At 68.7% G+C, this 21,086-nt stretch carries 21 protein-coding genes; 6 read left to right on the top strand and 15 right to left on the bottom strand.

The window, feature by feature from the left end:
* The first annotated feature begins 74 nt into the window (after nt 1–74).
* Nucleotides 75–1,487, top strand: a complete 1,413-nt coding sequence (locus tag R9J51_RS08815; protein ID WP_168555417.1) for a succinylglutamate-semialdehyde dehydrogenase — start codon at nt 75–77, stop codon at nt 1,485–1,487.
* A gap of 16 nt (nt 1,488–1,503) precedes the next feature.
* Here the strand turns inward: R9J51_RS08815 and R9J51_RS08810 are convergent, their stop codons facing one another.
* On the bottom strand, nt 1,504–1,737 hold the full coding sequence (locus tag R9J51_RS08810; RefSeq protein WP_218847422.1) for a hypothetical protein: 234 nt from the start codon (nt 1,735–1,737) through the stop codon (nt 1,504–1,506).
* Nucleotides 1,738–1,911: 174 nt separating this feature from the next.
* Nucleotides 1,912–2,421 carry a glycine zipper 2TM domain-containing protein gene (locus R9J51_RS08805; RefSeq protein ID WP_432787952.1) on the bottom strand — a complete coding sequence of 170 codons (510 nt, stop codon included), beginning with the start codon at nt 2,419–2,421 and terminating at the stop codon, nt 1,912–1,914.
* Nucleotides 2,422–2,589: 168 nt separating this feature from the next.
* Between R9J51_RS08805 and rarD the strand changes: the two genes are divergently transcribed.
* On the top strand, nt 2,590–3,489 hold the full coding sequence (gene rarD, locus R9J51_RS08800; protein ID WP_169473758.1) for an EamA family transporter RarD: 900 nt from the start codon (nt 2,590–2,592) through the stop codon (nt 3,487–3,489).
* Nucleotides 3,490–3,518: 29 nt separating this feature from the next.
* Here rarD and pyrC read toward each other — a convergent pair whose 3' ends face one another.
* On the bottom strand, nt 3,519–4,559 hold the full coding sequence (gene pyrC, locus R9J51_RS08795) for a dihydroorotase (protein ID WP_179504237.1): 1,041 nt from the start codon (nt 4,557–4,559) through the stop codon (nt 3,519–3,521).
* Nucleotides 4,560–4,597: 38 nt separating this feature from the next.
* On the opposite strand from pyrC, the gene R9J51_RS08790 reads away from it, so the two are divergent.
* A complete protein-coding gene (locus R9J51_RS08790; protein ID WP_179504236.1) occupies nt 4,598–5,335 on the top strand; it encodes a folate-binding protein YgfZ in 738 nt (245 codons plus the stop codon).
* Nucleotides 5,336–5,457: 122 nt separating this feature from the next.
* Here R9J51_RS08790 and R9J51_RS08785 read toward each other — a convergent pair whose 3' ends face one another.
* From R9J51_RS08785 to R9J51_RS08765, 5 genes are all read right to left on the bottom strand, one after another.
* Nucleotides 5,458–7,101: an ATP-binding protein gene (locus R9J51_RS08785; RefSeq protein ID WP_432787988.1), complete on the bottom strand. Its 1,644-nt coding sequence runs from the start codon at nt 7,099–7,101 to the stop codon at nt 5,458–5,460.
* Nucleotides 7,102–7,311: 210 nt separating this feature from the next.
* A complete protein-coding gene (locus tag R9J51_RS08780) occupies nt 7,312–8,076 on the bottom strand; it encodes a TIGR02186 family protein (protein ID WP_168554189.1) in 765 nt (254 codons plus the stop codon).
* Nucleotides 8,073–8,987 (bottom strand): sulfite exporter TauE/SafE family protein, encoded by a 915-nt coding sequence (locus R9J51_RS08775; RefSeq protein ID WP_168554188.1) that lies wholly within the window; start codon nt 8,985–8,987, stop codon nt 8,073–8,075. The genes R9J51_RS08780 and R9J51_RS08775 overlap by 4 nt, the downstream gene beginning before the upstream one ends.
* Nucleotides 8,988–9,066: 79 nt before the next feature.
* Nucleotides 9,067–9,474, bottom strand: coding sequence for a hypothetical protein (locus R9J51_RS08770; protein ID WP_179504235.1), 408 nt, complete (start codon nt 9,472–9,474; stop codon nt 9,067–9,069).
* Nucleotides 9,471–10,898 (bottom strand): glycosyl transferase family protein, encoded by a 1,428-nt coding sequence (locus tag R9J51_RS08765; RefSeq protein WP_179504234.1) that lies wholly within the window; start codon nt 10,896–10,898, stop codon nt 9,471–9,473. The genes R9J51_RS08770 and R9J51_RS08765 overlap by 4 nt, the downstream gene beginning before the upstream one ends.
* 158 nt (nt 10,899–11,056) lie before the next feature.
* On the opposite strand from R9J51_RS08765, the gene nhaA reads away from it, so the two are divergent.
* From nhaA to R9J51_RS08750, 3 genes are all read left to right on the top strand, one after another.
* Nucleotides 11,057–12,193: a Na+/H+ antiporter NhaA gene (gene nhaA / locus R9J51_RS08760; RefSeq protein WP_432787951.1), complete on the top strand. Its 1,137-nt coding sequence runs from the start codon at nt 11,057–11,059 to the stop codon at nt 12,191–12,193.
* Between the two features lie 98 nt (nt 12,194–12,291).
* Nucleotides 12,292–12,747: a Dps family protein gene (locus R9J51_RS08755; RefSeq protein WP_179504232.1), complete on the top strand. Its 456-nt coding sequence runs from the start codon at nt 12,292–12,294 to the stop codon at nt 12,745–12,747.
* A gap of 119 nt (nt 12,748–12,866) precedes the next feature.
* On the top strand, nt 12,867–13,301 hold the full coding sequence (locus R9J51_RS08750) for a hypothetical protein (RefSeq protein WP_179504231.1): 435 nt from the start codon (nt 12,867–12,869) through the stop codon (nt 13,299–13,301).
* Between the two features lie 39 nt (nt 13,302–13,340).
* On the opposite strand, the gene gspM is transcribed toward R9J51_RS08750, so the two are convergent.
* Genes gspM through R9J51_RS08715 form a run of 7 tightly spaced genes read right to left on the bottom strand, consistent with a single transcriptional unit; the run spans nt 13,341 to nt 21,026 of the window.
* Nucleotides 13,341–13,829 (bottom strand): type II secretion system protein GspM, encoded by a 489-nt coding sequence (gspM, locus tag R9J51_RS08745; protein ID WP_179504230.1) that lies wholly within the window; start codon nt 13,827–13,829, stop codon nt 13,341–13,343.
* Complete coding sequence (locus R9J51_RS08740; RefSeq protein WP_179504229.1) at nt 13,826–14,905, bottom strand: hypothetical protein; 1,080 nt, start codon at nt 14,903–14,905, stop codon at nt 13,826–13,828. Before R9J51_RS08740 ends, gspM begins: the two co-directional genes overlap by 4 nt.
* A gap of 1 nt (nt 14,906) precedes the next feature.
* The gene (gene gspG / locus R9J51_RS08735) at nt 14,907–15,407 is read right to left on the bottom strand and encodes a type II secretion system major pseudopilin GspG (protein WP_179504228.1); all 501 of its coding nucleotides are present in this window, start codon (nt 15,405–15,407) and stop codon (nt 14,907–14,909) included.
* Nucleotides 15,408–15,410: 3 nt separating this feature from the next.
* Nucleotides 15,411–16,622 (bottom strand): type II secretion system F family protein, encoded by a 1,212-nt coding sequence (locus tag R9J51_RS08730; RefSeq protein WP_179504227.1) that lies wholly within the window; start codon nt 16,620–16,622, stop codon nt 15,411–15,413.
* Nucleotides 16,619–18,100 (bottom strand): ATPase, T2SS/T4P/T4SS family, encoded by a 1,482-nt coding sequence (locus R9J51_RS08725; protein WP_179504226.1) that lies wholly within the window; start codon nt 18,098–18,100, stop codon nt 16,619–16,621. The genes R9J51_RS08730 and R9J51_RS08725 overlap by 4 nt, the downstream gene beginning before the upstream one ends.
* Nucleotides 18,097–20,298, bottom strand: a complete 2,202-nt coding sequence (gene gspD / locus R9J51_RS08720) for a type II secretion system secretin GspD (RefSeq protein ID WP_432787950.1) — start codon at nt 20,296–20,298, stop codon at nt 18,097–18,099. Before gspD ends, R9J51_RS08725 begins: the two co-directional genes overlap by 4 nt.
* Nucleotides 20,295–21,026: a type II secretion system protein N gene (locus R9J51_RS08715; RefSeq protein ID WP_179504225.1), complete on the bottom strand. Its 732-nt coding sequence runs from the start codon at nt 21,024–21,026 to the stop codon at nt 20,295–20,297. The genes gspD and R9J51_RS08715 overlap by 4 nt, the downstream gene beginning before the upstream one ends.
* Nucleotides 21,027–21,086: the final 60 nt, after the last annotated feature.

Here is a 21,086-nt window from a genome sequence, read left to right as displayed (position 1 = left end):
GACCCATTCGTAACGCTTTTGGTTTACCCAGCCCCGTGACATCCCGCCTTACCCAAAGGATCGACGCCAGCCCCGTGGCCGCCGGAGAGATCATTTCCACTGAACCGGCCACCGGCGACGAGCTTTGGCGCGGGGCGATCGGCGATGTCGATGCTGCGGTGGCGCGTGCCCGGCGCGCCTGGCCGGCGTGGGCGGCACAGCCGCTGTCCACCCGCATCGAACTGCTGCGCCGCTTTGCCAACGAAGTGCGCAAGGATGCCGAAAGCCTGGCCAGCCTGATCGCGCGCGAAACCGGCAAACCGCTGTGGGAAGCGCGCGGCGAAGTCGATACCGTGCTGGCCAAGGTGGAAATCGCGGTGCGCAGCTATGCCGAGCGCACGGCCCAGCGCCGGCTGGACAGCGCCTTGCAGGGCACGGCCGCGCTGCGCCACAAGCCGCATGGCGTGATGGCGGTGATCGGGCCGTTCAACCTGCCTGCCCAGGCGCCCGCCGGGCATATCATTGCCGCGCTGATCGCGGGCAACGCCGTGGTGTTCAAGCCATCGGAAAAGGCGCCCGCCACCGGCCTGGCACTGGTGCAATGCCTGCATCGCGCCGGCGTGCCCGCCGCCCTGGCGCAAGTGCTGGTGGGCGCGGGGGAAGAAGGCAAGGCGCTGGCCACCCACGAGGGCGTGGACGGCGTGCTGTTTACCGGATCGACCCATACCGGCGTCGCGCTGGGACGGCGCCTGGCCGCCCAGCCCGGCAAGATCCTGGCGCTGGACCTGGGGGGCAACAATCCCATCGTGGTGTGGGACACGCCCAAGATTGCCGATGCCGCTGCCCTGGTTGTGCAATCGGCGTTCACCACCGCCGGCCAGCGCGCCACGGCGGCGCGGCGGCTGATCGTCAAGGCCGATCTCTATGATGCCGTAGTGGGCGAGGTAAAAGCCCTCGCCGATCGCCTGATCGTGGGCGCACCGCTGGATGAACCCGCGCCGTTCATGGGGCCGGTGATCGACAATGCCGCGGCCGATGGCCTCACCGAAAGCTTCCTGTATCTGCTGTCCAACGGCGGGCGACCGATCCGCCACCTGACGCGGCCACGCGGCGACTTGCCCTTCCTGGCCCCGGCGATCATTGACGTGACGGCCATGGCCCAGCGCCCCGACGTCGAACTGTTCGGCCCGATCCTGCAAGTGATCAAGGTGGACGATTTCGACCAGGCCCTGGCCGAGGCGAACGCCACGCGGTTTGGCCTTTGCGCCGCGCTGATCGGCGGTTCACCCCAGGATTACAACCGTTTCTGGGCACAAGTGCGCGCCGGCGTGGTCAACTGGAACCGGCCCACCAACGGGGTTTCGCCTGCCGCGCCGCTGGGCGGCGTGGGCCTTTCGGGCAACCACCGCCCCGGCGCATTCTATGCCGCAGACTATTGCGCCTATCCGGTCGCGTCGGCCGAAATGGAACAGCCGCGCGCCTCGATCGGGATCGGCCTATCGGGATAGGCCTGTCGGGATAAGCCTACTTGCCGTCCGGCGGGGGCGTGGCCGGATCGACCGGGCCGCCCGGCACCACGGCGGCGTTGCGCATGTTCTGCTGGGAAAGATCGGGATCGGTCAGCAATGGCCCTTCCAGGGCGGCGCTCATGGCCGGGTCGTGATCGGTCTGCGCCTTGCGCGTATCATCCCCGGCGCAACCAGCCAACACCAGGGCGGCCAGCGGTGCAACGATGCGCAAGACGGGGTTACAAACCATCGCCACCTCATGCGCAGAGCTTGGTTAGCGCCATGTTAACATGCCTGGCGCACGAACCATATCCGCACAAACGAAAGGGGGCCTGCACGCCACCACGCGTACAGGCCCCCGGTCCCGCCCGTTCCCCGACTTGGTCCCTCGACCTGGTCCCCCGGCCGAGCGGGATCTAGCGCTTTAGCGGCAGCGAGCGTTGCTCTGGTCGATCGAGCGACCCAGCAGCGCGCCACCGGCGGCGCCCAGGATGGCACCCAGGGTGCGATCGCCGCGGCCGGCCACGCCCTGGCCGATCAGCGCGCCGGCCACGCCACCCACCAGCAGGCCGGTGGTGCCGTCGTTGCGGCGGCAGTAATAGCGGCCGTCATTGCCGCGCCAGCTCTGCCCGCGATAGGCAACGTCGCCATAATAGCCGCGGTCATAGCCACGATCGTAACCGCGATAATCGCCCCGATAGTCGCTGGGCCCGCGGCCATAGCCGCCACCCCGCCAATCGTCGCGCCCGCGCCAGTCGCCACGGCCGCCGTGGTTCCAGCCACCATCGCCACGGCCATCCCAACCATCGTGGGCAACCGGGGCGGCCAATGCGGCCTGCGGCGTCATGGCCACCGTTGCCGAAGCCGGGGCGATCCCGGCAGCCAGAGTGGCCGTTGCGGCCAGGCCCAGCAGGGTCTTGCGAATTGCGATCATCTTCGGTCTCCTGATCCGTCGTGTTGGTTCATGTTTACCCCACTCAACCTGAACGACATGCAACGCCTTCGTCAGAATTGACCGGAAACGAAAAAAGTTTGGTCCCGCCCTTGCCGCTTCGCAGATTGCCTCTTGGCGCCGGGCCGGGCGCCTGTCACAGGCGCGGCCATGACCGACCAGACCAACCAGGCACGGCATAGGGGCGCGGGCGGCCTGGGCGCTGCGGTGCTGGCCTATGTGCTGTGGGGCTTCTTCCCGATCTACTTCCACCCGTTGCTGGGCGTGCCGGCGGTGGAACTGGTCAGCTGGCGGGTGGTGTTCACCCTGCCGGTCTGCCTCGTCGTGGTCTTGCTCAGCGGCCAGGGCGCGGCCCTTCGAGCGGCGCTCACCACCCCGGCAGTGCTCGGCCGCCTGGTGCTGAGCGCGGCGGCGATCGGGTGCAACTGGCTGATGTATCTGGTGGCGATCGAGACGCACCAGGTCCTGGCAGCCAGCCTCGGCTATTACATCAACCCGCTGCTCAATGTGCTGATCGGCGTGCTTTTCCTCAAGGAGCGCCTCAACCGCCTGCAATGGGCGGCGGTGGCGCTGGCGGCAGGCGGGATCGCGGTGCTGCTGGCCGGCGCGCTGTCGATGCTCGGCGTGGCACTGGCCATGGCCGGCAGCTTTGCCCTCTACGGCCTGGTGCGCAAGTTCGTGGCCGTGCCGTCGGTCATCGGGTTGACGGTGGAAACCGCCGTGCTGTTCGTGCCGGCGCTGTTCGCCGTGTTCCATGCCGCCACGCTGCCGGCAGGATCAGCCTTGACGCAAGGCGGCCTGGTGCCCTGGCTGCTGGTCGGATCGGGCGTGATCACCGCCGTGCCGCTGCTGCTGTTCGCGGTGGCCGCACGCAAGCTCGACCTGTCGACGCTGGGCTTTGCCCAGTTCATTGCGCCCACGATCCTCTTCGTGCTGGGCGCGCTGCTGTATGGCGAACCGCTCGATCCTGCGCGCGTCACGTGCTTCCTGCTGATATGGTGCGCGATCGCACTGTTCAGCTATGACCTGCTCCGCCGCCGCAAGGCGTGATCCTCCCCGGAACAGGGAGGGGGAGGATCTTAGATCAGCCGCCAGGCGAGGGTTTCGCCGGCGTGGAACGGCACCAGCGTGGTGCCGCCAGCCGCGATCTCGCCCGGAACCACAACGCCGCTCTTCTCCAGGGTCACCGTGCCTGCGTTGAGCGGCAGGCCATAGAAACGCGGGCCGTTCTCGCTGGCAAAGGCCTCGAACTTGTCGAGCGCGCCTTCCTCGTCGAACACGGCGATATAGCTTTCCAGGGCATAGGGCGCGTTGAACAGCCCGGCGCAGCCGCAGGCGCTTTCCTTCAGGTGGCGCGCATGGGGCGCGGTGTCGGTGCCCAGGAACACGCGGGCGTGGCCCGAGGTGGCCAGCTTGCGCAGCGCCAGGCGGTGCTTCTCGCGCTTGGCCACCGGCAGGCAATAGGCGTGCGGGCGCATGCCGCCCACCAGCATGGCATTGCGGTTGATGTGCAGGTGCTGCGGCGTGATCGTGGCGCCCACATTGGCCCCCGCGCTTTCCACGAACTGCGCCGCTTCTTCCGTGGTGATATGCTCGAACACGATCTTGAGCGCGGGGAAATCGGCCACCAGCTTTTGCAGGGTGCGCTCGATGAACACCGCCTCGCGGTCGAAGATGTCGACATGCGAATCGGTCACTTCGCCATGGATCAGCAGCGGCATGCCGATTTTCTGCATGCGCTCCAGCACGGGATAGATCGTCGCCACGCTCGTCACCCCATGGGCCGAACCGGTGGTGGCATGGGCGGGATAGAGCTTGGCCGCCGTGAACACGCCCGCGCCGTGGCCGCGCTCGACTTCGTCGGGGTCGGTGTGGTCGGTCAGGTACAGCGTCATCAGCGGGGTGAAGTCGCTGCCCGCCGGCAGGGCAGCCAGGATGCGGTCGCGATAGGACGAAACGCCCGCCACGTCGGTCATCGGCGGCGACAAGTTGGGCATCACGATGGCGCGGGCAAACTGGCGCGCGGTATAGGGCGCCACGCCTTCGAGCATCGCGCCATCGCGCAAGTGAACATGCCAATCGTCCGGGCGGCGGATCGTGAGAGTCGTTTGCGTCGTCATGGCTTCCCCTTAAGCGCATCGCTTCCTATCTGTCACCCATGAGCAATCCCCGTCTTTTCGATCGTGCGCTCGTGCGCCTCTCCCCCACCGCGCCGGGGGAGGACGTGGCCGCGTTCCTCCAGGGCCTGGTGACCAACGATGTGCAGGGGCCGCTGCCGGTGTGGGCCGGGCTGCTCACGCCCCAGGGCAAGGCGCTGTTCGACTTCATCGTCTGGCCCGATGGCACCGACGCGCTGCTGATCGATTGCGAGGCTGCCGTTGCCGAGGCACTGGTCAAGCGTTTGTCGCTCTATCGCCTGCGCCGCAAGATCGCCATCGCGACCGCCCCCGAACTCGGCGTCTATTGGGAAGGCCACATGGGCGACGGCGGCGCGGCAGACCCGCGCCTGGGCGCGCTGGGCCAGCGCTGGATCGGCCATGTCGGCGACGATGACGTGGCCGTGGACGCCCAATGGCGCGAACATCGCCTCAAGCTGGGCGTGGCCGAAGGCCAGGCCGAACTGGGCAGCGACCAGACCCTGTGGCTGGAAGCCAATGCAGCCGAACTGCACGGCGTGAGCTTTACCAAGGGCTGCTATGTCGGCCAGGAAAACACCGCGCGGATGAACTGGCGGCAGAAGGTCAACCGCCGCCTGGCGGTCGTCCCCCTCGCCCAGTCAGACCCGGCGCGCCAGCGCGCCGCCTATCCCGACCTGGGCCTGGCCGTGGACCACTTGCGCGTGGACGCCATCACCCACGCGCCGCACTGGCTGGAAGATGCGCTGAAAGCCGACTGAGCGCTGCGCCAGCCGCCCTTCGACAAGCTCAGGGCGAACGGGGTGCCGTAACAATTCCCCGGAATTCCGTTCGGGCTGAGCCTGTCGAAGCCCCCTGGCAGGCAAGCGTCAAGCCCGCGAAATCAGAACCGGCTCTGCGCGCGCCAACGGTGCACCGTGCGCACCACGCTGTCCTCTTCGCCGCCGCTCTTGCCCCACAGGTCGCTGAACGAGGGATCGGCCGAAGCCGGGCGCCGCGCTTCGTCCAGATCGTCGAACGCCACGCGGATGGGAATGGCCACGCCCTCGCCGCAGATGATGCATTCGCGGTTGCGCAGCGCAGGAATGGCATCGAGGAAGCCGCGTGCGCCTTCGGGCATCGCCGCGCGCACGAACTGCTGGTCGCGGTCGTTGTTGAGGCGCATCGAAATGATCGTGCCGCATTGCGACAGCACGCCTTCGGCCAGGTCTGACGGGCGCTGCGTGATCAGGCCCAGCGAGACACCGTACTTGCGCCCCTCCTTGGCAATGCGCGACAGGATGCGCCCCACCGACGATCCATCGGAATTGCGCTCGTTGGGCACATAGCGGTGCGCTTCCTCGCACACCAAGAGGATCGGCCGCGTGGTTTCCTGGCGCGACCAGATCGCATAGTCGAACACCAGGCGGCTGAGCACCGCCACCACGGTAGAAGTGATTTCCGAAGGCACGCCCGACACGTCGATGATCGAGATCGGCTTGCCATGGGCGGGCAGGCGGAACAGCTTGCCCACGAATTCGGTCATCGTGTCGCTCACTAGCATGCCCGAGAACATGAACTGGTAGCGCGGATCGTTGCGGATTTCCTCGATCTTGCTTTTCACCCGCATGTAGGGGATCGAGCTATGCCCCTTGTCGAGCTTGCCCATCTCGTTCTGCAGGATGTTGCACAAGTCCGAGAGCAGATAGGGGATCGGCGAATCCTGGGTGATGCGCCCCACCTGTTCGGCCAGGCGGTTCTTCTGCCGTGCCATCAGCAGGCACTTGGCCAGGATATCGGCATCGATCTGCCGCTCCGCGCCCGTCGCGGTCAGGAACACTTCGCAGTGTTCTTCGAAGTTCATCAGCCAATAGGGCATCTGCAGGTTCGACACGTCGAGCAGCTGGCCGGTCTGGCGAAAGGCAGAGAGATATTCGCCATGCGGGTCGATCATCACGATATGGCCTTCGGGCGCCATGTCGCAGATGCGGTGCAGGATCAGCGCGGCAGCCGTCGATTTGCCGGTGCCGGTGGAGCCGAGCAGCGCGAAATGCTTGCCCAGCAGCGGATCGATATAGAGCCCGGCGCGGATGTCTGTCGTGGGGAAGACCGTGCCCACGGTCACGTGCGGGCGCCCGTCGCTGGCATAGATCTGGCGCAGGTCGGCGCTGGTCGCGGGATAGACCAGGGCGCCGGGCACCGGAAAGCGGGTGACGCCGCGACGAAAGCCGAAGATGCGCCCGGTGCGCGGATCTTCCTCGCCCTCGCCCAGGAAATCGAGGTGGGCCAGCGCGCCGCCGTCCACTTTGCCATCGCGGCGCTGGTTGCGTACCGATCCCAGCACCCAGCCACGCCCCACGCGCACCTTGATCTGGCTGCCCACCTGGCCCGAAAGCGCCACGGTGGGATCGGGATCGTCCATGCAGTCTTCCAGGCGATGCAGGTCGAGCGCGATCCCGCTGCCCGAGCCGGCCACGTCCACCACCACGCCGATCGGAATCAACGCGCATTCCGAAGGCGGCAGGTCGTCCGGCTCGGCCGCGGCCATGTCGTGCCGAGCCTGGGGCGCGCCGATCGCCGCTTCGGCCATCGGGCCCAGCGGGGCCAGGTCTGCGGGCCGGGCAGGATCTGCTGGAATGAAAACCTGCCTGCTCATGTCACTCATGCCTGTTGTTGCCCCAACCCGTTGTTGCGCGGCAGGCTAGGGGGCACAGGGTTAATTTTGGGCTAAAGACCCGCCACCAGGCCGGGAACGGCGTTACACCAGGGCAAACAGGCGCCCGGCGATCCAGCCCATCGCCACCGACACCACCACGGCAAACAGGCCATAGAGCAGCCCGTTGCCTTCGGCCTGGTCGGCCACGAAGCGTTCGAAGCCCTGCTTGGATACGTCCACCCGCGTCACGGCCGAGGTGATCACCCGGCCCTGGCGGATGGCAAAGGTTTCGGCCGTATAGGTCCCGGTGCGCACTTGCGAGGGCAGCGTGATGCGCGCCTGGTACAGCACCTGGCCGCTGATCGTCACGCCATGGCCGTCCTCGCGATAAAGGCCCTGGCGCTGCATCAGATCGACCAGGCCATCGGCAAAGTGCCGCTGGCGCGCCGGATCGATCGCGCCGATCGGCGAAAGCTGCAGGCGATCGAGCCCGAGTTCATAGATCGCGGCGGTCTTGTCATCGACGATCTCGCGCACCGGGCGCGACGAAGCGATGGCAAAGAAACTGGGCGCTGAACGCAGCTCGCTGCTTGCCGCGTTGATCCAGATGCCGGCCACCTTGCGCTTTTCGCGCAGCACGATCGATTGCACCGGGCCTTTGAGCACCACGACGATATCGTAATCCTGCGCCGCCCGCGTGCCACCCGGATCAAGGATCGCGCCGAACAGTAGCAGGTCCGCCCCGGTAAACCCCTGTCGCACTTCCACTTTGTGCTGCGAGATTTCCGGCACCAGGATCGGCGCCCGCGCGCCGCCCAGCAGCAGGGCCGCCGGGGCGATCAGCGCCAGCGCCAGGTTCCGCTTCACAGCGGCACCACCGTAAAGATTTCGTCGGGCCGATAGCCCAGCCCCAGCGCCATGCGCAGCGCTACGCCCAGCACGATCACCGCCAGGATCAGGCGCAATTGCTCGGGCTTGGCCTTCTGCGCGAATTGCGCGCCAACCTGCGCGCCCGAAACCGAGCCCACCAGCAAGAGCCCGGCCAGCACGATGTCCACCGCATGGGTGGTCAGCGCGTGCATCATCGTGGTGGCCATGGTCACGAACAGGATCTGGAACAGCGATGTGCCCACCACCACATTGGTGCTCATGCCCAGGATATAGAGCATCGCCGGCACCAGGATGAACCCGCCGCCAATGCCCATCAGCATGGTCAGGATGCCGGTGGCCATGCCCAGCAAGAGCGGCGCCAGGGGCGAGATATACAGGCCCGAGCGATAGAACCGCCAGCGCAGCGGCAGGCTGGCCACCAGCGGATGGTGCCGCCGGCGCCGCGCCGGCTGGGCCAGCCCGCGTCGCTGCGCGCGCAGGGCCGAAAGGCTTTCATGCGCCATCAATCCGCCGATGCCGCCCAGCAGCAGCACATAGAGGATATTGATCACCGTATCGATCTGGCCCAGCGCCTGGAGCAGCCGGAACAGCAGCGCGCCGATCCCGGTGCCCAGCACGCCGCCGGCCACCAGCACGGCGCCCATGTGATAATCGATGCCGCCGCGTCGCGCATGGGCAAACGCGCCCGAAACGCTGGCGCCGGTCACCTGGCTGGCGGCAGAGGCGGCAGCCACTGTCGGCGGCACGCCATAGAAGATCAGCAGTGGCGTGGTCAGGAATCCGCCGCCCACGCCGAACATGCCCGATAACAGCCCGGTCAACGCGCCAAGCCCCACGATCACGAGGCCGTTGACCGCCAGGTTGGCGATGGGAAGGTACACATCCATCGCCCATCGTCCTAGCGCAGGTGGCGAGGCAAAGGAACCGCCGCCGATGCGTACCGCCACGAAAATTGGCGCCGCGCGTTCAATTGCGCAGCCGCGTCATCCGGTCTTCGTCCAGCAAGGCCAGCAGCCCGGCATGCCAGGTGCGCGCCGCCGGATGCCGATTCTGGAAATCGGCCATGCGCGCCGAAACCGTGAGCAGGTTTTCCTCGTGCGCCGCCGCCGGGCGCGCGCCGGTGCCGCGCCGCGCCCGGCCATGGGCGGGATAGCGCCCTTGCGCCCCATCCCCGCCGGCAGGGCGAACCGCCAGCATCGATGCGCGGCCGGTATGCCAGGGCGGGGCGATGTCTGCGCCTGCCGGCACGGCAAGACACAGCATGACCAGGCGCAGCGCCACCCAGCCACCCAGCAGCAGCCCCAGCATGCGCAGCGGGCGGCCCCGCCGACGGCAGGCGGTGCCAGTGCCGGTGCCAGGACCCCAGCCGATCATGCGATCGCGGCCTGCGCTGGCACCGCGCAATGGGCGGTGTGGTCCCAGGTGACGGTGCCGGTGTTCAGCGTGGCAAGATAGGCCGTCACCGCGCGCCGCGCCGCCACGATGGCAATCGCATGGCGCAAGGGGATGCGAACGATGGCGCGCAGCCCTTCGGCCAAGCCATATTCGCGTGCGGTGAACAGCGCGCAAAGCGCCATGCGCCAGGCGATCGCCACCCCATCAAAGACGAGCAGCGCGGTGACCGCCGGATCGCGCCGGTGCACGGGCACCAAGCCATGGCTGCGCGCCAGCGACAGGATCGGGGTGAGGACAAGCAAGGCATAGACCACTGCCAGCACCATCGCCACCATCGGCCCCCGCCGATCGCGCAACCGCATCCACAAGTCCGGCAGGCTGGCCCGCCAACCCATGCGGTCCCAACCCTGCAGGGCAATGCCGTGCATCCACCGCGTCTTCTGGCGCAGCGCGGCGTCCAGCCGCGCGGGAAAGAACTTGCGCGTGGCGATCAACTGGCCCGCCTCGTCGCGCACGAGCAAGAACCGCGAGGTGCAGCCGATTTCGGCCAGGGCCAGTCCGAATTCATAGTTTTCGGTCAGGCTGTCCGCCGCAAAGGGGCCGCCGCGCCCGCCCGCGTCGGCACCCAGCGCTGCCATCGCGGCAATCGCCGGGCGCGCGATGGCGCAGCCCACCCCCGCGGCCGGCAACCCACCGCCCAACCAGCCGCGCACGACCATGGTCTTGGCCTGGTATTCGGCAAATTCGTCGCAATAGTGCCCGGCGATCCAGCGCGATCCCGGTTGCGGTTCGGGCCGCACCGGCAGAGCCACGAAATCGGCGTGGTCGAGCGCCGCATCGAGCAGGCCCAGCGCGCCGGGATGCACCATGTCGGCCGCATCGTGCACGATCACGCTGCGCACCCGCGCACCGCTGCGTGCCTCGTCGGCCAGCAGCGCAGCGTAAAGCCGGTTGAGGCAATCCGCCTTGGTCGTTGGGCCGTCACGATCGTGCACCACGATGCGAAGGCGCGGATCGTGCGCACTGCGCATCACCGCCGCCAGCGTTTCCGGATCGTTGCGATAGCACCCCACATAGAGGCGCAGGTCCGCATGCGGCCACGCCGCAAGGCAATGCTCCACCATCGTGGCCACCACCGGCGCTTCGGCCCAGGCGGGCACGAACACCGCCGCCACCCCGCGCAGCGCGCCCCCATGCGCCCCGCGGGCATGCCAATCGGCCCGTGCGGCCCAGCCTTGCGGCAGGTGCGCGGTGCGTGTGCGGCCCGTGGCCCTAAGCCAGGCCCACAGCGCGTCTATTCCCCACTCCTCGCAGGCTCCGATGGCCAGCCACACTGCCGCGAAAAGCAGAAGTTCGCGCTGCAACATGTCCAGCCACAGCCAGACTGTGGACAGCGATATCATACCCAATTTGCCCCCACCCCGTTTGACGGCAAACAACCCCACTGGCAAATTACGGGTCAGCGGGGCCCGTGGCAACGCTACCAACCATCAGGAATGATTCGGATATGGCGGAAAAGCGCGGTTCTCCCTCTCGGCCGCGGTCGCCCTGGCGCCGGCTTATGCGCCACGAAGCCACACCCGGCATCCTCTTGCTGGCCTGCGCTGCACTCGCGATCGCCCTTGCCAATTCGCCACTGCACCATGCTTTTCATGCCGCATTGCACACGCCGCTGCCTGCCGCACCCCTGGCCAAGCTCGATACCGTGCACGCGTGGATCAACGACGGCCTCATGGCGGTGTTCTTCTTCGTCGTGGGGCTTGAGATCAAACGCGAAACGGTTTCGGGCGCGCTGTCCGACGCGCGGCGGCGGCGCTTGCCGGTGCTGGCGGCGATGGCCGGCATGGCGGTTCCGGCAATCGTGTTCCTGGCGGTAAGCCAGGGGCAATCCATGCTGCATCGCGGTTGGGCCATTCCCGCGGCCACCGACATTGCCTTTGCCATGGGCGTGCTGGCCCTGATCGGCCGCCGCGTGCCTTCGTCGATCCGCCTGTTTCTGCTGACCGTGGCCGTGGTCGATGACCTGGGTGCGGTGCTCGTGATCGCGTTTTTTTACACTTCGGGCGTCGCCTGGGCCTGGCTGGCGGGTGCCGCGGCGGTGTTCGGCGTGCTGCTGGCGCTCAATCGCGCGGGGGTGAGTCGCGTTGCTCCCTATGCCGCACTGGGCGTCCTGCTGTGGGTCTGCGTGCTGCAATCGGGTGTCCATGCCACCGTCGCGGGCGTGCTGGCCGCGCTGACCGTGCCGATGAAACTCGATCGTCATGGCGACAGCCCACTGCTGCGGCTGGAACACGGCCTGGTGCCGTTCAACGGCTTTGTCGTGGTGCCGCTGTTCGGCCTGGCCAACGCCGGTGTCGCGCTGGGCCAGGCCGGGTTGGCCGGCGTGCTCGCGCCGTTGCCGCTGGCGATTGCCGCCGGGCTGTTCCTGGGCAAGCAGGCTGGCGTGCTGGGCGCCGTGCTGGGCGCAGAGCGGCTGGGCCTGGCACCCCGGCCAGCGGGCGCGGGGGTGCTGCACATCTGGGGCATGGCGCTGCTGTGTGGCATCGGTTTTACCATGAGCCTGTTCATCGCCGCGCTGGCGTTCCCGGCCGATCCCGACCTGGTGGAGCAGGCCAAGCTTGGCATTCTGGGCGGATCGCTGCTGTCGGCATTGGCCGGCGCGCTCGTGCTGAGAATGGCGCCGGCGCGCCTGCCTTGATCGGGAAAATCGATATGTCCAAGCCACCAATTGCATGAAACTTTCGCACGATTGTGGCGTATGAGAGCGCAAAGCCAAGCAAAGGAAAGGGGTTTACCATGCCGGGCGACAACGCAAACAAGGCGCTGATCGACAGCCTGAACGGGCTGCTCGCCGATTATTTCGCGCTTTATCTCAAGACCAAGAACTATCACTGGCACGTGGCCGGCCCGCAGTTCCGCGATCTGCACCTGCTGTTCGACGAGCAGGCTGCCGAGATCTTCGCCCTGACCGACATCGTGGGCGAACGCGTGCGCAAGAACGGCGGCAATACGCTGACCTCGATCGGCGCCATCGCGGCCAAGACCAGCGTCAAGGACGATGACCGCACCAAGGTTGACGCGCTGGACATGGTCAAGGCCCTGCGCGACGACAACGCTGCCCTGGTCGAAACCATCCGCGCGGTTAAGGCCGCCGCCACCGAAGCCGGCGACAACGCCACCGAAGGGGCCGCCGACGACTGGACCGACCAGGCCCAGCAGCGCGTGTGGTTCCTCAGCCAGATCCTGGCCTGATCCATCCGCTGCCGAATGCCAAAGGCCCGCCGCGCATCGTTTGCGCGGCGGGCCTTTTTGGTGCGGGAGGGCTGTTAACGCCCAGTTGACGACATTCGCAGCTTCAGCGAAGCTATCGCATGAAGATCGCTTTGCTCTTTGCGGCCTTGCCGCTAGTAGGTAGCCCTGTCGCTGCTTCCTCTTCGACGAACATTGTGGAGCCACCTAAGGTAAGGACCGTATGCGAGTTAAAAAGCATGGCTGCGCGTCAGCAAGATGGCACTGAGACCGTTAGTGTAACAGCTTTCGCCTCCTACGATTTTGAACATGGCTACTTTCTTCAAGATATCGGATGCTCTGATCCAATCGATGGAACGGGCTCAATTCAAATCAAATTGCCTAATGACTCTCGGATAGAATACTTTCCAGAACTGTTGAAGCTCTCGTCTCAGACTTGGTTGGCCAGCATTCTCGGAAAAAAACCTCGATGCACCTGCTTGGGCGTCGCTTCCTTTGAACATGGTCGGGTCACCTTTACCCTGAAAGAAGCAGGAGCAGTTTGGGCATCGGACTAAAGCGCATGGTGGACGTCCGCTTCCCACCACAACCCGCCATCACTCCCCGTTCGGGCTGAGCCTGTCGAAGCCCCCCGCCGGCACCACGCGCGCCTCGCATGAAATGCCCCCTTCCGGCAGCGGCACCAGTGCCACGCGGCGTACCACCAGGCCCTGATCGCGAAGGGATTCCAACCAGGCCAGCACGGCGGCACTTGGCCCCTGCCCGGCAAGCGCAAAGCCGTTCACCTGCACCACGGGCGGCTGCAGCCGCACGCCAGCCCGCGCGGCAGCGGCCATCAGGCGCGCTGCATCGGGGTGGGACGTGATGGGTGCGCGCGGCTGCGTTTCGGCCAGTTGGCGCAGCAGGCGCGCGCTGCGTGCCAGGGCCAAGGCATGGTCATCGCGCGCGGCAAGCCAGGCGTGGCGGAGCGGCAGCAGCACGCCCTGCCCCAGCCCGACGAGCAGCGCGAGAGCAAGCGCGAGGGACACCATGCCCCGCTCTCGCCCGGTCAGCGCGCCAATCCAGGCCTGCACGCGCGCGATCACGGCGCGCGCATCGTGACCGTGGCCACGATCCCTGCGCCATCCCGCACCGGCACCGGCGGCTGTGCCACGCGCCAGCCATTGCGTTGCAGCGCCAGCAACACGGCATCGATCGCCGGCGCATCGCCCGCGGCCAAGGTGAAACGCAAGGCGCCGTCTTCCTGATGGGCCAGCGCCGCCAGCCGTACCACCGGCGCAGCACTCAGCGCTTGCCACAAGGCAGCGGTGGGTGGCGCCCAACCATCGGCGCCGGCCTGTTGCTGCATCCGATCGATGCGCACGGCGCGTTCCGCCCCGGCCAGGTCCGTCACGTCGGCATGGCGCGTGCGCACTTGCGCGACCGCCGTCGCCACGATCCGCACGCTGTCGGTGCGCCAGCGCACAATCTGCGCCACGGGCACGGCCAGGGCCAGAACACCCACGAGAGCAGCCAGCCGCGCCAGCCGCCGCGTGGGCCAAGGCGCGCGGTGGGCGGCATGGTCCGCCAAGTCGATCCAAGGTTGCGCGTGGCCCTGCGCCAGGCGCTCGGCCAGAACCGACGCGTCACAGCGCACCACCCGGTCGTCGGCGGGAAGCAAGGCCTGCCACAGCGGCGGCTCGGCCACGAAGGCCGCCGTCGCAGTGCGGGCCAGATCCACACCGCCCAGCGTTGCGCAGTGCACCGTGCCCGGCGCTGGCGGCGGCAGCACCAGCGCCGCCGGCACCACGGCATCGGCCACCTGGCCGGTCGCGACCGAGACCGCCTGCTGCCACGCTGCACGGCGAACAGGATCGACCAGCGCGATCAAGACCTGCCCTTCGGACAGCGCAGCCACCGCCTCGCTGCCGGCAGCCAAGGCGCCGTCCTGCGCCGCCAGGCGCGCCAGGGCCAGGGTTTGTGCGGGGGTGGCCGTGGCCTCCAACGGCTGGACCAGCACTGGCACCGCGCCCGACGGCACCAGCGCGGTCACGCAGCCGGGCATGGCGGGCAAGGCTTCGCCTGGGGAAAGCGGCTGCGCCACGCCATTGGCCACGCGCCAGGCGGCGCATGGCGGCCCGCCGTCTTCGGGCAAGAGCAGGATCAGCCCGGCATCCGGCATGTCAGTTGCCCTTGCCGCCATCCGTGCCCGCCGCGGGCGCCGCAGCCTGGCCGGCCGATGTCACATCGGCCGCCGCGCCGCTGCCACCCGCCTGGCCATCGGCGCCGAGCGACAAAATCGCAAAGGGCGCCCCATCGGCACCGGGCACGCGATAGAGATAGGGCCGTCCCCAAGGGTCTTTGGGCAAGTCCTTGATATAGCCGCCCTTGCGCCAGGTTTCCGGCACCGGCAGATCGGGCGGCGGCTGGCGCAGCGCGGCCAGCCCCTGCGCCTGGGTGGGATAGACGCCTTCGTCCAGCCGGAACATCTCCAGCGCCTGTTCCAGCGTGGCGATGTCGCTTTGCGCCTTCACAACCATGGCGCGATCCTGGCTGGGCAACACGTTGATCAGCACCACCGTGGTCAGCAGGCCCAGGATGAAGATCACCACCATCAATTCCACCAGGCTGAACCCGTTGGGCACAGCAAAAGGGGCGCGGCGGGAAGCGGAAGAGACAACCATCGATCAGGTTCCGGTAAGCGTTTGCAATTGCAGGATCGGCAGCAGGATCGCGAGGATGATCAGCGCCACGATGCCGCCCATCACCACGATGATCGCGGGCTCCAGCAGCGCCAGCGCGGTGGCAGCGGCCGCTTCGAACGAGCGATCGAGCGCGTCAGCCGCGCTTTCAAGCAAGGCGCCCAACTGCCCCGATGCCTCTCCACTGGCGGCCATCGCCACCAACAGCGGGGGAAACAGCCCGGCGCGGCCCAACTCGGCCTGCGCCAAGCCGGCGGCCAGGCTGCCGCCCTCGCGCACGCCTTGCGCCACTTGGCCCAGAGCACGCGCGTGCAGGGTATTTTGCGCGGTCTGCGCGGCCAGACGCAGGCCGTCGAGCAATGGAAGGCGCGCTGCGATCATGGTGGCCAGGGTTCGTGCCAGGGCCGCCGCCTGGGCATCGCGCCACAGCGGCCCCAGCAGTGGCAGGCGCAAAAGCGCGCCATCCACCGCCGCGCGAAACGGCGGCCATGCCAGGCCGCGAACAAAACCCACCGCCGCCAGCGCCAATGTGGCCAGCACGGCCCAGCCCCACGCGGCGAGAAAGTCCGAAAGGCCGATCACCATGCGCGTCAGCCACGGCAATTGCCGGCTGGCGGCGTCAAACTGTTCCACCACGCGCGGCACCACTGCCACCATCAGCCCGGTCACCACGGCAATCGCCACCACCGCCAGCGCCGCGGGATAGGCCAGCGCACCGGCCAAGCGCGCGCGCACCTGCGCCTGCCGTTCGATCAGGTCGGCCAGGCGCGCGGCGATCTGGGGCAGGCGCCCGGCGCTTTCCCCCGCCCCCACCATCGCGCGATAGACCGGGGGAAAGGCGTGCGGTGCGCGGGCAAGCGCCTCTGCCAGCGAAAGCCCTTCGCACACCCCGGCGTGCACAGCGCGGATCACCGCGCCTTCGCGGGTGCTGCCGGCCTGCCGCAGCATGGTGCGCAGCGCTTCTTCCACCGGACTCACCGCCACCAGCGCGGCCAGTTGCCGGGTCAACAGTGCGCGGCTGCGCAGGCCGAGCCGCCCGGGTGCCCGTGCCACTGCCGGTGCCGGCTCGATCCGCATGACCTGCCAGTGCCGCGCCACCAGGCGTGCCTGCGCGCTGACCGCATCGGGCGCGGCGATGCGGCCCTGCCGCTCGCGCCCCTGGCGATCGACCGCGCGATAGAGAAAGGCCGGCGTCATCCGCCCTGGTCCTGGCGCAGGATGCGGGCCGCCTCCGCCGCGCTCACCTTGCCTGCCACCACCAGCGCACGAGCGGCATCGGCAAGGCGCGGCGCCGCTGCAAACGCATGGGCCGCCAGCGCATCTTCATCGGCATCGTCATGGATCAGGCGGCGCAGGCCATCGTCGGCCCACAGTGCCTCGAACACGCCGATGCGGCCGGCATGCCCGGTCTGGCCGCAAGCATCGCAACCAGGCGCGACCATGGCCATGGCGCCGAATTCCAGCGCCAGCGCCGCAGCCAGACGCGGTGGCACCGCTTCGGCCCTGCGGCATTGCGGGCACAGCCGCCGCACCAGCCGCTGCGCCAGCACCGCGCGCAGCGTGGCGGCCAGCAGGAACGGCTCCACCCCCATGTCGCGCAGCCGGGTCACCGCGCCGGCGGCGTCGTTGGTGTGGACCGTCGCCAGCACGAGGTGCCCGGTCAGTGCCGCCTGCACCGCGATCTGCGCGGTTTCCGCGTCGCGGATTTCGCCCACCATCACCACATCGGGGTCCTGGCGGAGGATCGCGCGCAGGCCGGCGGCAAAGGTCAGTCCCAGGCGCGGGTTCACCTGCGTTTGCCCCACGCCGTCCACGGCATATTCCACCGGATCTTCCACGGTCAGGATATTGCGCGTGCCATCGCCCAGCAGGCCCAGCGCGGCATAAAGCGTGGTGGTCTTGCCCGATCCGGTCGGGCCGGTGACCAGCACGATACCGTTGGGCTGGGCCAGCGCACGGCGCAGCACCGCGTCTGCGGCGGGATCAAGGCCCAGCGCGGCCAGATCGATTCCGGCGCGCGCCTTGTCCAGCAGGCGCAGCACCACGCGCTCCCCGGCGCGCGAAGGCAGGGTGGACACGCGCACGTCCACCAGCCGCCCGGCCAGATCGAGCGCCATGCGCCCATCCTGCGGCAGGCGCCGCTCGGCAATGTCGAGCCGGGCCATCACCTTGATCCGGCTGGCCAGCATCGGCGCGACATGGGCGGGCAGGCGCAGCATCTCGGCCAGCTGCCCGTCGCGGCGCAGGCGCACAACCAAGGCCTGCTCATAGGGCTCAAGGTGAATGTCCGACGCGCCCTGGCGCAGTCCTTCGGCCAGCAAGCCGTTGATCAGGCGGATCACCGGGGCATCGTCGGTGCTGCCCAGCAGGTCTTCGGCGCTGGGCAGGTCTAGCGCGGGCTGCGGATCCCCGCGCGCCAGGGCATCGGCAGCCGCCGCCGCACCATCGGCATAGGTCTGGGCCAGCAGCGCCTCGAACGCGGGTGGAGCCACGCGCCGCCAACTCGCGATCGGCCCCGCCACCCGGCGCAGTTCCAGGAGGGCCAGGGCATTGGCATCCTCGCGCAGCACCACGGCCAGGCCACCCGGCCCCTGCCCTTCCACCAGGAAGCCGCGATCGCGCGCCATGGCATAGTCCGGGCGCCAGGCCGGCGCGGCATCGCCGCCGAACATCATGGCCGTGCCTCTCCCACGGCGCCGGCGCGCGGCGGCGGCGTGATCACCATGTCACCCGGCGCTGGCGTGCGGGGGCGTGCCGCGCCCAGGTAATCCACCACCAGTTCATCGATCGAAGGTTCGCGGCCCGGCGCGAATGCCGACTGCGCGCCGCGCACCGCCTCCATCCGGCGCGCGGTCAACACCGCGCGATCGGCCCCGCCGCGCAGGATCGTGGGGCGAATGAAGACCATGAGGTTCGTCTTCACGTGACTTTTGCTGCGCGATTTGAACAGTTCGCCCAGCAGCGGCACGTCGCCCAGCAGCGGCACCTTTTCCAGCGTGCGCCGCTCGGCATCGTCCAGCAGCCCGCCCAGCGCGATGATCTCGCCATCGCCCACGGTCACGGTGGTGCGGATCTCGCGCTTGTTGACCACCAGTTCGCCGTTGCTGGCCGAAACCGGCCCAGCCACCGAACTTACCTGCTGGCGCAGATCGAGCCGGACGGCATTGCCGGCGTTGATCTGCGGCGTCACGTCCAGTTCGATCCCCACGTTCTGGCGGGCGATGGTGCGAAAGGCGCCCGACAGCGAATTGGACAGCGCTTCTCCGGTCGCCACCGGGATTTCCTTGCCAAACAGGATCGACGCCGGGACATTGTCGTTGGTGACGATGTGCGGGGTGGACAGTACGTTGGAATTGCTGTCCGCCCGCACGGCATCGATCAGCGTGCCGAAGAAGCCCGAACCGCCCAGGGTCGTGGCCCACCCGGCAATCCCCCCGCGCGCGCCGAGAGCGGCCTGCGCCGCGTTCTGGCGCAGGAGATCGGCTGTCGCGCTGGTGGTGGAGGTGGTGACCGTCGCGCCGTTGATCACGGTGGTCGTCTGGTCCAGCCGATCGGCATAGAGCCCGCCAGCCAGATCGAGGATATTGGCCGCGCCGTTGGAAAAGCTGGTGACGGCAAAGGGCGCGTCCTTGCCCCCGATCAGCATCTGTACGCCCAGCTTTTGCGCCACGTCGTCAGACACCTCGACGATGATCGCTTCCACCAGCACCTGCTGCTGCGGCAGATCGAGCGCGTGGACGAGATCAGACAGGCGCCGCTGTTCATCCGCCGGGGCGGCAATGATCACGGCATTGGCGCCGGGATAGCGCGTGATCGTGGCGGTGCCGCGCCCGCCGTCCAGCCGGATCGGCCCGCTGCCCAGGCTGCCCATGGTGCCACCCGATGGATTGGCCGGGGCGCCGTTGCCCTGCCCGGCGGAAAGCGGCGGGCCAGCGGCGGGATTGGCGCCCGATGCACCAGTTGCGCCGCCCATGCCACCCAGCGAAACCGGCGCGGCCGACCCGGCGCTGGCTTCCCCGCCGCTGCCACCGACCAGGCGCTCCAGCACCGGCACCAGCAACGCGGCATCGGCATGGTCGAGCCACAGCACGCGGATCGCCCCACCTTCCCCGGCGCGCGCGTCCAGCCGCCGCGCCACTTCGGCCAGGCGAGCCAGCGTGGGCGGATCGCCGCGCAGCACCACGGCATTGGCGCTGTCCACCGCCACCACGCTGGCCGGGGTGCGCCCGCCCTCGCCAGCCGCGACCAGTTGGGTCAGCGCGGTGGCCACTTCGCGCGCACCGGCATGGGCAAGGTCGATCGTCAAGACCGCGGCCCGGTCCTGGTCGATCTGGCGCACCAGCGCGCGGATGCGGGCGACGTTATCGGCGTAATCGACCACCACCAGCGAATTGCCGGCCTTGTTGGCCGTGAGCGAGCCATCCTTGCTGACCAGCGGGCGCAGCGTGTCGAGCGCCTGGGCGGCGTCGGCGGCGCGCAGGCGGATCACTTCGGTGACCATCTGGTTGCGTGCCCCACCGCGCGGGATGCCTGTCGGCTGGCTGGCCGCGCCCTCTGTCGGCTGGATGCGGAATGCGCCGTTGCCGGTGGGCACCGCGACCAGGCCATTGGCGCGCAAGGTGGCCAGGAATACCTCGAAATATTCGCTGGCGCTCAAGGTTCGCTCGCTCGCCACGCTCACCTTGCCGGCCACGCGGGCATCGACGATGAACGTACGCCCGGTCACTTCGGCGGCATCGGCAATGAACGCGCGCATATCGGCCTCGCGCACGTTGAGGCGGTATTGCGCCTGCGCGGCCTGCGGCATGGCCAGCCCAAGGATCGGCAGTGCCAGGCAGGCCAGCCACGCGTGCCACCCGATCGCACGCCTCACTGCCCGCCCCCTTGCGACCCCAGCGACAGCGGCAGATCGCGCCCGCCGCGCCGCACGGTGACGGCCAGGGCGCGGCCCTGCGCGATCGCAGCATCGAGGCGGGCGGCATCCTCCTGCCCACGCACCGGCGCGCCGCCGATCGCGACGATGCGATCATCGGGCAGCAGGCCCCAGCTTTGCCCGGCCCCGCCAGTGAGCCAAAGCGCGGGTTTTCCGTCAGCCGTGACCAGGGCAAACCGGCCGCCCAAGTCTTGCGGCGCAAGCTCTTGCGGCGCGGATGGTGCCGCCGCTGGCGCGGTGCCGTCCTGCGGGGCGAGCGATAGCGTCACCCGCCCGCCCGCGCGCAACAGCACCACGTAATCGAACGCCACTTGCGCCAGGCGCACGCCGGGCAAGGCCTCTTCCCCCTGGGCCACGACATGCTGCACGCCATCCGCACCGGCCAGGATCGCGCTGCCGCCTTGCCCGTCGGGCGTGGAGCGCGTGCCGAGCAAGCGCAGCGGCCCGGCATCGCCAGAGCCGCCGCCACTTTCACGCGCAAATGGATCGAATTGGGCAAACAGGCCGGCCCGCGCCGGGGCATCGAGCACCATCGCCCCGCCCGCATCGTCGGCCACCGCAGAATCGAGCGGCGCCAGGACGACCCAGCACAACATCGCCAGCAGCGCCCCGGCACTGCCCAGCAGCGCCACTTCGGCCAGGCGCGCAGCGATGGGCGAGGTCGGCATGGAGCGCGGCCGCCTGGCGCGCGACGCAACCAGCCCTTGTATGCGCCCTCCCGATCCGTG

It is taken from the genome of Novosphingobium rhizosphaerae, from assembly GCF_050920675.1.
In the GTDB taxonomy this organism is placed as follows: domain Bacteria; phylum Pseudomonadota; class Alphaproteobacteria; order Sphingomonadales; family Sphingomonadaceae; genus Novosphingobium; species Novosphingobium rhizosphaerae.
Note: the sequence above shows the minus strand (reverse complement) of the source record. Positions and strands in the feature narration are given on the sequence as shown.